The following is a 14,324-nucleotide window of genomic DNA, read 5'->3' on the forward strand; positions in this document are numbered from 1 at the left end:
CCGGATAGGTTGACTGATACACCGCATTCGCGAGCAAGCCCGCTCCCACATCGGGTTTAGCACCAGACACACAAATTGCTGTATATCCATCCAGATAAAAGTTGCCCAATTCTGATTTATTGCTCATCCTGCTCCCCATTCAATTGCGTAGCGAATGTGGTGACCATGCGGCTGTTCCTCTGTGAAAAACCGTCCCAGGCCAAGGATATCGCCGCCGTGCTCGGCGCGACCCGGCGTGGCGACGGTTGTTGGCTGGGTTCAGGCGTGACGGTGACCTGGTGCATCGGCCACCTGCTGGAAACCGCCCCGCCCGACAGCTACGACGCCAAGTACAAGCGCTGGGCGCTGGCCGACCTGCCTATCATCCCCGAAAAATGGAAGATGCTGGTCAAGCCCAAGACTGCCAGCCAGTTCAAGGCGGTCAAGCGTCTGCTGGGGGAAGCCCAGGAACTGGTGATCGCCACCGATGCCGACCGTGAGGGCGAGATGATCGCCCGTGAGCTGGTGGAGCATTGCCGTTATCGCGGCCCCATCCAGCGGCTATGGCTCTCGGCGCTCGACGACGCGTCGATCCGCAAGGCCCTGGCCTCGTTGAAGCCCGGTGCTGAAACCTTCAGCCTCTACCATTCGGCCCTTGGCCGCTCCCGTGCCGACTGGCTGATCGGGATGAACATGAGCCGCCTGTTTACCCTGCTGGGCCAACAGTCCGGCTACCAGGGCGTGTTGCCGGTCGGCCGTGTGCAAACCCCGACCTTGCGCCTGGTAGTGGACCGGGACCGCAGCATTGCCGACTTTGTACCCGTCGCTTATTGGGCCATCGATGTGGATCTGCTCCACGACGACATCACCTTTACGGCGCAGTGGCGCGCAACAGAAGACGCCTGTGACGATCAGGGCCGCTGCCTCAATCCGCAGCTTGCCCGGGACGCCGCCAATGCCATGAGCAACGCCGCCAGCGCCCGGCTGGTCAAACTGCGTACCGAGCGCATGCGCGACGTCGCGCCCCTGCCCTTCGACCTCGGCACCCTGCAGGAAATCTGCTCGAAAAAGCTTGGCCTCGGCGCCCAGGAAACCCTGGATGTTGCGCAGTCGCTCTACGAAACCCACAAGGTCATCACTTACCCCCGCAGCGATTGCGGCTACCTGCCCCTGAGCCAGCACGGCGACGCGCCGAAAATCCTCGCGGCGCTGGGGCGGGCCGATCCGGCGGTGAATGAATTGATGCCACACATCGACCCGAAGCGGCGCTCCCGAGCCTGGAACGACGCCAAGGTCAGCGCTCACCACGGCATCATTCCCACCGGCGCCGGCAAGGATGTCGGGCAATTGACGGGCAAGCATCGCGCGGTATACACCCTGATTCGCGCCCGCTATCTCGCGCAGTTCCTGCCCAATCACGAATACGACCGCACCCAGGCAGACTTCGACTGCGCCGGGGAAGCCCTGCGGGCAGTTGGCAAAGTCATCGTCGAGCCTGGCTGGAAACGCGCATTGCCGGAAGCATTGGCGCCGGCCAAGGGCCGTGAAGCACCTGCGCCGCAGTCCTTGCCAAAACTGGTTCAGGGGCAGGACTACGCCGTGGCCAAGGTCAACCTCAAGGACCTGTGGACCCAGCCACCCAAACCCTTCACCGAAGGCGACCTGATCAAGGCGATGAAAAACGTCGCCAAGCTGGTGGAAGACCCGCTGCTCAAGCAAAAGCTCAAGGACACCACCGGGATCGGCACCGAAGCCACCCGCGCCGGGATCATCCAGGGCCTGCTGGACCGCGGCTACCTGGTGAAAAACGGCAAGGCGCTGTCGGCAACACCCGCCGCTTTCAGCCTGATTGATGCAGTGCCACGGGCAATTGCCGACCCCGGTACCACCGCTATCTGGGAGCAGGCACTGGACATGGTACAAAGCGGCGAGATGAGCCTGGAAGAGTTCGTCGCCAAACAGGCGGCATGGATGAGCAAACAGGTGACCCGCTGCACTGGCATGCGCCTGACCATCAGCGGCCCGGCCAGCCCGGCCGGCCGTGGCGCCACACCGTGGAAAAACAAACGCAAACCGGCCAAGCGCAAGACGGCCACCAGCCCGAAGCGGGCGGCGAAACCGGCAAACAAAGGCTGAGAAGCACTAAGAAATCGCGACAATGACGTTTTTCGACGGGATGTATGCCGCTTTGGACCTTGCCCTGCTGCAGGCCATCCAGGATTCTGTAGGGCCTGCTAACCTCCCAACAATAACAACACCGGAGTGGCCTCCATGAAAACCGTTGCCCAAGTGCTGAAGTCCAAAGACCAGCATAACCATCAAGTCCACACCATCCCCCACGACCATACGGTATTTGAGGCCCTGATCGTGATGGCTTCGAAAAACGTCGGGGCCTTGCCAGTGCTCCAGGACGGCAAGGTGGTGGGCATCATCAGTGAACGAGACTATGCCCGTAAGGTCATCCTCCATGGATTGTCTTCGGTGACGACCAAAGCCCACGAGATCATGAATTCACCGGTGATCACCGTCGACACTCACCAGACTGTCGAGACGTGCATGACGATCATGACCGACCGACATCTGCGGCACCTGCCTGTGGTGGAGAATGGCGAACTGCTTGGCCTGCTGTCCATCGGCGACCTGGTCAAGGAAGCGATTGCCGAACAGGCCGACCTGATCAAACAGCTGGAGCAGTACATTCGCGGCGAATAATCATTGGGGACCCCATGCTCGATACCCTGCAACATCAAGTCGATAACCAACTCGACAACCTGCACCGGGCCATGGCCGAACGGCGCTTCCTGGTGCTGACCGGTGCGGGTATCAGCACCTCTTCGGGGATTCCCGATTATCGCGACAGCGAAGGCGTGCGCCGGGGCAAGGCACCGATGATGTACCAGGAGTTCCTGGCAACCCCGCAGGCGCGCCGCCGCTACTGGGCGCGGGCGATGCTCGGCTGGCCGAGGGTGCGTGTCGCGCAGCCGAACGCGGCGCATATCGCGTTGGCCACCCTGCAGCAGCGCCAGCGCATTACCGGGCTGATCACCCAGAACGTCGACACCCTGCACGACCAGGCTGGCAGCCATGATGTGATCGAACTCCACGGCAGCCTTCACCGGGTGCTATGTCTGGATTGCCAGCAGACCAGCGAACGGGACCTGATCCAGCGCCAAATGGAAGCGGAGAATCCGTACTTGGCGGGTGTGGATGCCGTCCAAGCCCCCGACGGTGACACCCTGCTGGACCCGGCCTTTGAAGGACGTTTTCAGGTGCCCCGCTGCCCCCATTGCGGTGGGCAACGGTTGAAGCCGGATGTGGTGTTTTTCGGTGAGAACGTCGCCCAGGGCACGGCAGCCAAGGCGATGGCGGCGGTGGATGACGCAGAAGGATTGCTGGTGGTGGGTTCGTCGCTGATGGCGTATTCAGCGTTTCGGTTGTGCAAGGCGATGGTCGAGCAAGGCAAGCCCGTGATTGCCATCAATCTGGGCAAGACACGGGGCGATGAGTTGCTGCAACTCAAGATCGAAGCCTCCTGCGAACGTTTGTTGCCGTTGCTGGCAGAACGCCTGGGATAGCCCAATCCTGCTTTTCTGTGGCGAGGGAGCTTGCTCCCGCTGGGCTGCGCAGCAGCCCCAAAACCGACAACCGAATGATTCCTGAAGAACCGCAGTCAGCCTGGTGGGGGCGCTTCGCACCCCAGCGGGAGCAAGCTCCCTCGCCACAAAAAGCCCCCGGATCCCGCGACCTGCCCGCACGAAAAGTGACGCCCAAGTCACGTTTTCCGCTCACACCCCCGCCCTGCAAGGATTTATGTAGTGCTCAAAAATAATCACTACATAATCGTTGACGTAACCGTTTTGTAATTGCATGATTCAAGCGTCTCCCGGATCGGGAGCGTTGGTAACACGCGTTTTGAACAAGCTCGTCTGACCGCCGAGCTGTTTTTTCCGGATGTGCACTGCCCACAAGGCAGATTGATGAAGCTGACCGGCCCGAAAGGATCGGTACAAGGAGCTCAAACGCTGCTTGTCTTCGTTATGAAACCATTGCGTAGCAGGTCATCAGCAAGACTACATGCATCGGTTCAAGACCCTGCCCGTATTCGGCAGACAGTCGCTGACGCCCGGTTTTCTGAGCCGGAGACAACTTAGTAGTTTTAACGGATCAACTAGAGATCGCCAACTGGTCAAGGGGCTTACACATGAATCTGAACAACCAACCAACTATCGATGAATTGGCTGAGATGTTCGCAGCGCAGAAAGACACGCTCGACGACCATATCCTCTGGATTGGTAAATCGGGCCAGGTCCATATTGACTGCCTGGCGCCCCACACCGTGGAAGAAGAGTTCGACAGGAATAACCGTGAACTGGCAGCGCGCCTGAAGATGTACCGCCGCGGCCAGGGTTATGTCGGCAAGAAAGCCGCCGCCGATCGCAACTTTATCGAGCAGGTCTTCCATACACTTAATACCGAGTGGCAGAACCTTAAAGGCCATTCGCAAGTTAAGGTGATCGACAGATACTGCTGATAACTACGCACTTATCACTTAAGCCTGCTCGCTTAAAACGAGCAGGCTTTTTTATGGCCGACGGTTATCGCAACAACGCCGGAAAACGCCCCTTCCCCGCTTCATCGCAAAAAATATCAAACATGGCCTGGGCCGCCGCTGAAAGTTCGTGGCCGGGCTTGGTCAGTACACCAATCGGCCGTTCGATCACCGGATCGCTCAAGGTGATGCAATGGGCGCCTGCTTCCTGCATTTGGCGTGCACACAACGCCGGCACTGCACTCACGCCCAAGCCACTGGCAACCATCTTGCCCACCGTCGCCAGTTGATGGCTCTCCAGGGCTACGGGCAGCTTCAGGTCCAGCGCCTTCAGGTGTTCTTCAAGCATCACTCGTACCGTGGACGGGCGCTGCAAGGTGATGAAGGGTTGTTCCAGCAAGGTGTGCCAGGCGATATCGGAGCGGCGTGCCAATGGCGAGTCACCGGGCACCACCGCCACAAAGCGGTCCACATACAGCGGGGTGAACACCAGCGATGAGCTTTCCGACGGTTCAAACGCCACGCCCAACTCCACTTGGCGATCGCGGACCATTTCCAGCACCTGCTCGTTGATCACGTCATTCACCGTTACGTTGACCTGGGGATAGCGCGCGCGAAAAATCTTCAGGATCGGTGGCAGCAGGTTTCCGGCAAACGACGGCATCGCCGCCACTGTTACCCGCCCGCGCTGCAAGGTGAAACGCTGGCGCAACTCATCCTCGGCATTGTCCCAGTCGGCGATCAGGCGCCGGGCCAGGGGCAGCAGGGATTCGCCTTCAGGGGTCAGCGCGACATTGCGCGTATTGCGGCTGAACAGCCGCCCGCCCAGGCCTTCTTCCAGGCCTTTGATGGTCAGGCTCAAGGCCGACTGGGAAAGATGCAAACGCTCACAGGCGGCCGCAAAGCTCAAGGTCTGGGCCACGGCAAGAAAGGCGCGCATCTGTTTAACTGTCATCAAGCTTCTCCCGATGGCTGAGGACTATGCTGTTTTTTAAATCAATCAACCTTAAAAAACAACTTAACAAATCAATCCGTCGGCGCAACACTCGGTTCATATGGCTGGCCCACAAACAATAAAAGAGGTGCATATGGCAGGTTTTGATAAACGCGTAGCGTCCTATGAAGAGGCGCTGGCAGGCCTGGAAGATGGCATGACGGTACTTGCCGGTGGTTTTGGCCTGTGCGGCATCCCGGAAAACCTCATTGCCGAAATCAAGCGCAAGGGCACCCGCAACCTGACCGTGGTCTCCAACAACTGCGGCGTCGACGGCTTCGGCCTGGGCCTGCTGCTGGAAGGCAAGCAGATCAGCAAGGTCTTCGCGTCCTACGTCGGTGAAAACGCCCTGTTCGAGAAGCAACTGCTCAGCGGCGAAATCGAAGTGGTCCTGACGCCCCAAGGCACCCTCGCCGAAAAACTGCGCGCAGGCGGTGCCGGCATCCCGGCCTTCTTCACCGCCACCGGCGTCGGCACGCCAGTCGCTGAAGGCAAGGAAACCCGCGAGTTCAACGGTCGCCCGTACCTGATGGAAGAATCCATCACCGGCGACTTCGCCATCGTCAAAGGCTGGAAAGCCGACCACTTCGGCAATGTGATCTATCGCCATACCGCCCAGAACTTCAACCCGCTGGCCGCCACCGCCGGCAGGATCACCGTGGTCGAAGTCGAAGAAATCGTCGAACCGGGCGAGCTGGACCCGGCGCATATCCACACCCCAGGGATCTACGTCGACCGGATCATTTGCGGCACCTTCGAGAAGCGCATCGAACAGCGCACCCTCCGCAAATAATCCACCAGCCCAAATAATAAGGAGACAAAAAATGGCTCTTACCCGCGAACAAATGGCTCAACGCGTCGCCCGCGAAATGCAGGACGGTTTCTACGTCAACCTCGGCATCGGCATTCCGACCCTGGTGGCCAACTACATCCCAGAAGGCATGGAGGTCATGCTGCAGTCGGAAAACGGCCTGCTGGGCATGGGTCCGTTTCCTACTGAAGAAACCATCGATGCCGACATGATCAACGCCGGCAAACAGACCGTCACCGCGCGCATTGGCGCATCGATCTTCTCCTCGGCCGAGTCCTTCGCGATGATTCGCGGCGGCCATGTCGACCTGACCGTGCTCGGCGCGTTTGAGGTCGATGTACAGGGCAACATCGCCTCGTGGATGATCCCCGGCAAGCTGGTCAAGGGCATGGGCGGCGCGATGGACCTGGTGGCCGGTGCCGAGAACATCATCGTGATCATGACCCACGCGTCCAAGGACGGTGAATCCAAGTTGCTGAGCCGCTGCAGCCTGCCGCTGACCGGCGCCAACTGCATCAAGCGCGTGCTGACGGACCTGGCCTACCTGGAAATCGAAAATGGCGCTTTTGTCCTCAAGGAACGCGCACCTGGCGTCAGTGTTGAAGAGATCGTCAGCAAGACAGCCGGTAAACTGATCGTCCCGGACCACGTTCCAGAAATGCACTTCCAGTGAGGACAGATTCCATGCAAGACGTCGTGATTGTTGCTGCCACCCGCACCGCCGTGGGCAGCTTCCAAGGTTCGCTGGCAAGCATCCCGGCCCCGGAGCTGGGGGCTGCGGTGATTCGTCGCCTGCTGGAGCAGACCGGCATCGACCCGGCACTCGTGGATGAAGTGATCCTTGGCCAGGTGCTCACCGCCGGCAGCGGCCAGAACCCGGCCCGCCAGGCCTCGATCCTCGCCGGCCTGCCCCACGCCGTGCCGGCGCTGACCCTGAACAAGGTCTGCGGCTCGGGGCTCAAGGCCCTGCACCTGGGCGCACAAGCGATCCGTTGCGGCGATGCCGAGGTAATCATCGCCGGCGGCATGGAGAACATGAGCCTGGCCCCGTACGTATTGCCGGCCGCCCGCACCGGCCTGCGCATGGGCCATGCGAAGATGATCGACAGCATGATCACCGACGGTCTGTGGGATGCGTTCAACGACTACCACATGGGGATCACCGCCGAGAACCTGGTGGACAAGTACGGCATTAGCCGTGAAGCCCAGGACGCCTTCGCCGCCGCCTCCCAGCAAAAAGCCACGGCGGCCATTGAAGCCGGGCGTTTCAGCGATGAGATCACACCGATCCTGATTCCCCAGCGCAAGGGCGACCCGGTGGCCTTCGCCGTGGACGAACAGCCACGGGCGGGCACCACCGCCGAATCCCTGGCCAAGCTCAAGCCGGCCTTCAAGAAAGACGGCACCGTCACCGCCGGCAACGCATCCAGCCTCAACGACGGCGCGGCTGCCGTGCTGCTGATGAGCGCGGACAAAGCCAAGGCGCTCGGCTTGCCAGTGCTGGCCCGAATCGCCAGCTACGCCAACGCCGGCGTCGATCCCGCGATCATGGGCATTGGCCCGGTATCGGCCACCCGCCGCTGCCTGGACAAGGCCGGCTGGAGCCTGGGCGACCTGGACCTGATCGAAGCCAACGAAGCCTTTGCCGCGCAGTCACTGGCGGTGGGCAAAGAGCTGGAATGGGACGCGGCCAAGGTCAACGTCAACGGCGGCGCGATTGCCATCGGCCACCCGATTGGCGCGTCAGGCTGCCGTGTGCTGGTGACCCTGCTGCATGAAATGATCAAGCGTGACGCCAAGAAAGGCCTGGCCACCCTGTGCATCGGTGGCGGGCAAGGTGTAGCCCTGGCCCTTGAACGCAGCTGATTTCGAAGAGCAACATGGAAAAGGCCCGGTTCCACGAAAACCGGGCCTTTTCTTTATCGGTCAGTCCCGCGCCTGGGGCACCGCAAACACCGCATTTGCCCGCACCACCACCTTCTCCCCGACCTGCACGCTGACCGTGGCAAACGCCATCTGCCGCCCGCGCTTGTGATGCTCCAGACGCACCTCGACCCACTCCCCTACCTGCACCGCGCCGAGATAGTCCAGGGTCATGCTCGCCGTGATCAACGGCAGCGGCGGCTCGCTGGAAAACGCCATGGCGTAGCCCATGCCCACATCCGCCAGGGTGGCCAGCACGCCACCGTGCACGGTGCCGCGTCCGTTGGCGTGGCGGTTGTCGGCGCGCAGGCCGATTTCCAGCTGCAAGCCTTCACCTCGGCTATACACCGGGCCAAGCAGGTCCAGGAGTGGGCTGCTACGACGCAGTGGAGTAAAGCCTTCGGGGATGGCATGGGCAGTCATGTCAGGTTCTTCCTTGGGGACAAGGCTGGAGGTGTATCCCACCGCAGCCATCCGGACCATCAACATCAGCCCGGTAAATCCCCGGTGATAAGCCTAACGCTTCATGCAGCGCTGATAACGCTCATCCACGCGCTTGGCAAACCAGGCCGTGGTGAGGTTGCGGGTGATCTTCGGGCTTTTCAGCACGATGCCCGGCAGGATCGCCCGCGGCACCGGTTTGCCGGCGGCCTTGTCGGCCAGGGCGAACACCCGCTGGTACAGGGTAGTGTCTTCAAAATCCAGGCGCTCGCCCTGCTCCAGCTGGCTGCGGATGCTCGGGTTGCGCATGTCCAGCGCCTTGCCCAGTGAGCGCACTGCCAGCTCGGTGGTGCCTGGCAGGAACGAGCCGTAGTTGATCAAGTCGCCGTCCAGCGCCAGCGTGGTACCCGAGACCCGGCTGACCGCTGCCTGGAATGCGGCGTTGCGGCTGGCGTACCAACCGGCATTGAAATCGGCGAAGCGGTATAGCATCTGGTCGTAATTCACCGGGTAGCCCAGCAGATGGGTGATGCCAAAGTACATGCCGCCTCGGCGGGTAAACACTTCCCGGCGGATGCTGCCATCCACGGTGTAGGGATAATCCCGGGCCTGCTTCTGTGCGAAGTCGATGCTGACCTGCATCGGGCCTGCGGTATGCACCGGGTTGAAGCCGCCAAACAGCGTATTGCCCAAGGGCACGACACTGATGAAGTCGTCAAAGATTCCACTCAAATCCCGCTCGGTGCGCGCAGCGTTCAAGCGCTCGGCGTAGGACTTGCCGGTGGGCGAGCGCAGTTGCAGTGCCGTGCGCACCAATACCGCCGGCACATGGACTTTAGCGGCGCGCCGCAGGATCTCGTCCTGGGCGATCTTGCCCATGTTCGGGACCGGCGGGTCGACCTGATAGGTGGACTCCTGCTCGGTCACGGCCAATACCGCGCAGATGTTCTCCGTACCAGGGTAGATTTTCTGCGTGTTGAAGGCGGTGTAGATGTCCTGGGCCCAGCCGCCACGATCCGGCACGCTGGCCGGCATCAGCCGCACGATCTGCGCTTTCACCTCGGCTTCGCTGCGCTCCGGCAGTTGCTGGGTGCGCTGGCTGGAGCAGCCGGCCAGTACCAATAAGGTGGTAAGGCACAGGATGAGGCGAGATGAACGCATGGGGCTTCCTTGGGTGACGATGGGCCAGTCTTGGCAGATATCGACCGGTAAGTCTAACCGGGGTTCGCCGACCTGCCGCACTCGCCAAAAAAACCGCAACGTGAAAGGATCAGGCTCCCGTCGTTCCTACAAGGAGTTTGAATGCCATGCTTAGCCTGAACTTCCTGATCACCTGCCTGATCGTCGTGCTCATTCCCGGCACCGGCGTGATCTTCACCGTGTCCACCGGACTGACCGCCGGCAAGCGCGCCAGTGTGTTCGCCGCGCTGGGCTGCACCGCCGGGATCGTCCCGCACTTGTTGGCCTCCGTGCTTGGGCTGTCCGCCCTGCTGCACACCAGCGCCCTGGCGTTCGAAGCCCTCAAGTATGCCGGCGCCGCCTACTTGCTGTACCTCGCCTATGCCACCTGGCGGGACCGCTCGGCCTTTGCCATGAACGACACACCGACGATTTCCAGCGCCCACAGCCTGATGGTGCGAGGCCTGTTGCTGAATATTCTGAACCCCAAGCTGACGATTTTCTTCCTGGCGTTCCTGCCGCAATTCGTCACCCCGGGCGCGGGCGCACCGGCCCTGCAAATGCTGTTGCTGAGCAGTGTATTCATGGCGATGACGTTTGCGGTGTTTGTGATTTATGGCCTGCTGGCCAATGTGTTCCGCCGCGCGGTGATCGAATCGCCACGTGTACAGAACTGGCTGCGCCGCAGTTTTGCAGCGGCGTTTGCGGGGTTGGGGCTGAACCTGGCGTTTGCCCAGCGCTAAGTTTCAAGCAGCCGCGAACAGCCTTCTGTGGCGAGGGAGCTTGCTCCCTCGCCACAGGTTACTTAGATCCCGGCAAGTGCCAGGTCCATCGCGAAGTAGGTGAAGATCAAGTCCGCACCGGCGCGCTTGATCGAGCCCAGGGTTTCCCGTACCACGCGGGCTTCGTCGATCGCGCCCGCCTGGGCGCCGAACTTGATCATCGCGTACTCGCCGCTGACCTGGTACGCCGCCACCGGCAAACGCGAGGCTTCGCGGATGTCGCGGATGATGTCCAGGTACGCGCCGGCCGGCTTGACCATCAGCGCGTCCGCACCTTCCTGCTCATCCAGCAACGATTCGCGCACCGCTTCGCGGCGGTTCATCGGGTTCATCTGGTAGCTCTTGCGATCGCCCTTCAGCGCGCTGCCGCCGGCTTCGCGGAACGGGCCGTAGAGGGCCGAGGCGAACTTGGTGGAATAGGCCATGATCGGGATATGGCTGAAGCCTGCTTCATCCAGGGCCCGGCGAATGGCCTGGACCTGCCCGTCCATCGCGGCAGACGGCGCGATCACATCGGCACCGGCACGAGCGGCAGCCACAGCTTGCTTGCCAAGGTTGACCAGGGTGCGGTCGTTGTCGACTTCGGCGCCGTGCATCACGCCGCAATGGCCGTGGTCGGTGTACTCGCAGAAGCAGGTGTCGGACATCACGATCATTTCCGGCACCGCATCCTTGATGATCGAGGACATGCGCGACACCAGGCCACGCTCTTGCCAGGTGTCACTGCCCGAGGCGTCCAGGTGGTGGGACACGCCGAAGGTCATCACCGACTTGATCCCGGCTTTCGCATAGCGCTCGATCTCACCCGCCAGCTTCGACTCGGGAATGCGCTGCACCCCGGGCATGCTGGTGATTGGCACGAAGTCGTCGATTTCTTCTTCAACGAAGATCGGCAGCACCAGGTCATTGAGGGTGAATTCGCTTTCCTGGAACAGGCCACGCAACTCCGGGGAGCGGCGCAGGCGGCGTGGACGGGCTTCGGGGAACTGGCTGGACATTGATGCTCCTGAAAAAAGGCAGGCCAAAAATCTTTGGGGCGAAAGCTTATGCCTCGTGCACCGCAGAGCACAAACGCCAAGTGCGGAACAGTTTATTGCAGGCTTGGTAACAATTGCATTGATCTAGAGCTGTAGACGGCCTTCAATGCAAACGGCAACCGCGCCGCCGACCCAGATTTCCTCGCCGCTGTGTTCAATGCGGATTCGCCCGGCGCGGCCCATGGCGGTGCCTTGGCTGACCACATAGCGGCTGGGCGCCAACCCCTCGCCCAGCAACCACTGGGCGACACCGGCGTTCAGGCTGCCGGTGGCCGGATCTTCCGGAGCGCCGTCGCCGGCAATAAAGGCCCGCACCTCAAACTGCGCCTCATCGCCATCCCGCTCGGGGTTCCACGGGGCGATCACGCCCACGGCCAAGCCCTGCAACTGCGAATAGTCAGGCCGCAGTGCCAGTACCTGCTCGCGATCCGCCAGCATCACCGCCAGCCAGCCCGCGCCGTTATCCACCCACTGGCTGCGCAAAATCGCACCGGGCTCAAGGTCCAGGGCCCGACGCACGCGCTCGACCAATTCAGCTTCCAGCGGGCCGGAACGCAGCAACGGTGGCGCGATAAACGCCAGTTCATCGCCCTGGCGGCGGATGCGCACCAGGCCGATCTCACACTCCTGGATGATCTCCTCCCCAGCGGGTTGGCCACCGGCCAGCAACCAGGCATGGCAACTGCCCAGGGTCGGATGGCCGGCAAACGGCAATTCCTTGAGGGTCGTGAAGATCCTTACGCGGTAGTCCGCTCGTGGATCACGGGGCTTGAGCAGGAAGGTGGTTTCGCTGAGGTTGGTCCAGTTGGCGAAATCCGCCATCTGCTGGTCGCTCAGGCTGTCGGCGCCCAGCACCACGGCCAACGGGTTGCCCTTGACGGCCACGCTGCTGAAAACGTCCAGTTGTTTGAAGTCGAAAGAAGCCATGCCGGTCCTTATGCTGGGATGTTCAAGCCACGGATCACCGCCGGCCGGGCGACAAACCCGTCCAGGGCCCGCAGTACGTTCGGGAAGTCGGTAATACCCACCAGGTCGCCGGACTCATAGAAGCCGATCAGGTTGCGAACCCACGGGAAGGTGGCGATGTCGGCAATGCTGTACTCGTCGCCCATGATCCAGGTGCGGCCCAACAGGCGCTTTTCCAGCACGTCCAGCAAGCGGCGCGACTCGGCGACGTAGCGGTCGCGCGGGCGCTTGTCTTCGTAGGCCGCGCCGGCGAATTTGTTGAAGAACCCCACCTGGCCGAACATCGGCCCGATACCGGCCATCTGGAACATCAGCCACTGGATCGTCTCGTAACGCATCGCCGGGTCTTCGGGAAGCAATTCACCGCTCTTCTCGGCGAGGTAGATCAGGATCGCGCCCGACTCGAACAGCCCCAGCGCCTGGCCGCTCGGGCCATTGGGGTCGATGATCGCCGGGATCTTGTTGTTGGGGTTCAGCGACAGGAACTCGCTGGAAAGCTGGTCCTGGGTCTCGAAACTGACCTTGTGCGCCTCGTAGGGCAGGCCGATTTCCTCGAGCATGATCGACACCTTGACCCCGTTGGGCGTGGGCAACGAATACAGCTGCAGACGCTCGGGATGCCGGGCCGGCCATTTGGCGGTGATGGGGAAGTCTGAAAGTGAGTTCATCATGGGACTCCTGATAAAAGTAGGAGAGTAGTGGTTCAGTGCCTATCGTGCATCCGTCTTAATTCAGCAACATCGGCGGGTTAATCTCCTGCACACGGCAAGGATGCCGCCCCATCTCCCCCGCGAAACGAACCAAACTGCCTTGGGGAACTCTTAAAGAGCGCCCGATGGCTGGGCTTGCTTGCCCTGAATCCCTGCACCGAGACTTAGAACCATCATGACCTACAAGCCTCTGTGCCTTGCGAAACGCTTCAAACGCTACTCTTACATCCTGCTGCCGGTATTGCTGGTGAGCGCCGCGGTCGGCCTTAGCCTGGAATCGCGGGTCAGCCGCGCCCAGCCGGTCGACGGCGTGCAAACCCTGGTGTTCCTGCGCCATGGGGAGAAACCTGCCGGGGGCCTCGGCCAACTCAACTGCCAGGGGCTTAACCGTGCGATGAACTTGGCCACCGTGCTGCCGGAAAAATTCGGCAAGGCCAACTACGTGTTCGCACCCAACCCGACCCGCAATGTCGAGGAAGGCGAGAAAGACAACTCCTACAGCTACATCCGCCCGTTGATGACCATCAGCCCCAGCGCGATCAAGCTCGGGTTGCCGGTCAACATAAAGTTCTCGGCCAATGACACCAGCGCCCTCGCTGACGAACTGGTGGAAGACAAATACCACAACGCCGTCATCTACACTGCCTGGTCCCATGGGTATCTGCCGGACTTGATCAACAAGGTGGCAAGCGAGGCCGTCGGTGAAAAACATGTGATTACCGACGATTGGTCCGGCAGCGATTTCGATAGCTTGTATGTGTTGACCCTGACCTGGCACAACGGCAAGGCCTCGCTGCTCAGCCGCAACTACAAGCAAGGCCTGGATAATGGCCAGCAGACTTGCCCGGACGCAACGCAAGTCAGCGCCGATATCTGACCGCCCCTGAAGACCCGTTGCGAGGGAGCTTGCTGTGGCGAGGGAGCTTGCTCCCGCTGGGCTGCGAAGCGGCCCC

At 61.4% G+C, this 14,324-nt stretch carries 15 protein-coding genes; 9 read left to right on the plus strand and 6 right to left on the minus strand.

Annotated elements, in window-relative coordinates; genetic code table 11:
- The first annotated feature begins 165 nt into the window (after positions 1–165).
- From ACW9I6_RS23245 to ACW9I6_RS23260, 4 genes are all read left to right on the plus strand, one after another.
- A complete protein-coding gene (locus ACW9I6_RS23245) occupies positions 166–2,115 on the plus strand; it encodes a DNA topoisomerase III (RefSeq protein WP_457339885.1) in 1,950 nt (649 codons plus the stop codon).
- Positions 2,116–2,250: 135 nt separating this feature from the next.
- Positions 2,251–2,691, plus strand: coding sequence for a CBS domain-containing protein (locus tag ACW9I6_RS23250; RefSeq protein ID WP_003211614.1), 441 nt, complete (start codon positions 2,251–2,253; stop codon positions 2,689–2,691).
- 14 nt (positions 2,692–2,705) lie between these two features.
- Positions 2,706–3,554 (plus strand): NAD-dependent protein deacetylase, encoded by an 849-nt coding sequence (locus ACW9I6_RS23255; RefSeq protein WP_134326890.1) that lies wholly within the window; start codon positions 2,706–2,708, stop codon positions 3,552–3,554.
- Positions 3,555–4,180: 626 nt separating this feature from the next.
- The gene (locus ACW9I6_RS23260; RefSeq protein WP_003211618.1) at positions 4,181–4,510 is read left to right on the plus strand and encodes a hypothetical protein; all 330 of its coding nucleotides are present in this window, start codon (positions 4,181–4,183) and stop codon (positions 4,508–4,510) included.
- 64 nt (positions 4,511–4,574) lie between these two features.
- On the opposite strand, the gene ACW9I6_RS23265 is transcribed toward ACW9I6_RS23260, so the two are convergent.
- Positions 4,575–5,483 (minus strand): LysR family transcriptional regulator, encoded by a 909-nt coding sequence (locus ACW9I6_RS23265; protein ID WP_134326891.1) that lies wholly within the window; start codon positions 5,481–5,483, stop codon positions 4,575–4,577.
- Positions 5,484–5,616: 133 nt separating this feature from the next.
- Here ACW9I6_RS23265 and ACW9I6_RS23270 point away from each other — a divergent pair, with 133 nt between their 5' ends.
- From ACW9I6_RS23270 to ACW9I6_RS23280, 3 genes are read left to right on the plus strand one after another with little or no spacing between them, the layout of a single operon-like run.
- The gene (locus ACW9I6_RS23270) at positions 5,617–6,315 is read left to right on the plus strand and encodes a CoA transferase subunit A (protein ID WP_008435892.1); all 699 of its coding nucleotides are present in this window, start codon (positions 5,617–5,619) and stop codon (positions 6,313–6,315) included.
- A 31-nt stretch (positions 6,316–6,346) separates the two neighbouring features.
- A complete protein-coding gene (locus tag ACW9I6_RS23275; RefSeq protein WP_017475483.1) occupies positions 6,347–7,006 on the plus strand; it encodes a CoA transferase subunit B in 660 nt (219 codons plus the stop codon).
- An 11-nt stretch (positions 7,007–7,017) separates the two neighbouring features.
- On the plus strand, positions 7,018–8,199 hold the full coding sequence (locus ACW9I6_RS23280) for an acetyl-CoA C-acetyltransferase (RefSeq protein ID WP_003211627.1): 1,182 nt from the start codon (positions 7,018–7,020) through the stop codon (positions 8,197–8,199).
- Between the two features lie 60 nt (positions 8,200–8,259).
- Here ACW9I6_RS23280 and ACW9I6_RS23285 read toward each other — a convergent pair whose 3' ends face one another.
- A complete protein-coding gene (locus ACW9I6_RS23285; protein ID WP_003211628.1) occupies positions 8,260–8,679 on the minus strand; it encodes a PaaI family thioesterase in 420 nt (139 codons plus the stop codon).
- A 93-nt stretch (positions 8,680–8,772) separates the two neighbouring features.
- Complete coding sequence (locus ACW9I6_RS23290; protein WP_008435895.1) at positions 8,773–9,858, minus strand: DUF1615 domain-containing protein; 1,086 nt, start codon at positions 9,856–9,858, stop codon at positions 8,773–8,775.
- A 146-nt stretch (positions 9,859–10,004) separates the two neighbouring features.
- Between ACW9I6_RS23290 and ACW9I6_RS23295 the strand changes: the two genes are divergently transcribed.
- A complete protein-coding gene (locus tag ACW9I6_RS23295) occupies positions 10,005–10,619 on the plus strand; it encodes a LysE family translocator (RefSeq protein WP_008435896.1) in 615 nt (204 codons plus the stop codon).
- A gap of 62 nt (positions 10,620–10,681) precedes the next feature.
- Here ACW9I6_RS23295 and hemB read toward each other — a convergent pair whose 3' ends face one another.
- From hemB to ACW9I6_RS23310, 3 genes are all read right to left on the minus strand, one after another.
- Positions 10,682–11,656, minus strand: coding sequence for a porphobilinogen synthase (gene hemB / locus ACW9I6_RS23300; protein ID WP_003211635.1), 975 nt, complete (start codon positions 11,654–11,656; stop codon positions 10,682–10,684).
- Positions 11,657–11,779: 123 nt separating this feature from the next.
- Entirely contained in the window at positions 11,780–12,622 is an 843-nt protein-coding gene (locus tag ACW9I6_RS23305; protein WP_177021653.1) for a PhzF family phenazine biosynthesis protein, read from the minus strand.
- An 8-nt stretch (positions 12,623–12,630) separates the two neighbouring features.
- The gene (locus ACW9I6_RS23310) at positions 12,631–13,329 is read right to left on the minus strand and encodes a glutathione S-transferase N-terminal domain-containing protein (protein ID WP_087694098.1); all 699 of its coding nucleotides are present in this window, start codon (positions 13,327–13,329) and stop codon (positions 12,631–12,633) included.
- Between the two features lie 217 nt (positions 13,330–13,546).
- Between ACW9I6_RS23310 and ACW9I6_RS23315 the strand changes: the two genes are divergently transcribed.
- Positions 13,547–14,248: a hypothetical protein gene (locus ACW9I6_RS23315; RefSeq protein ID WP_008435916.1), complete on the plus strand. Its 702-nt coding sequence runs from the start codon at positions 13,547–13,549 to the stop codon at positions 14,246–14,248.
- Positions 14,249–14,324: the final 76 nt, after the last annotated feature.

The sequence above is a fragment of the Pseudomonas sp. SDO5522_S412 genome (assembly GCF_054071215.1).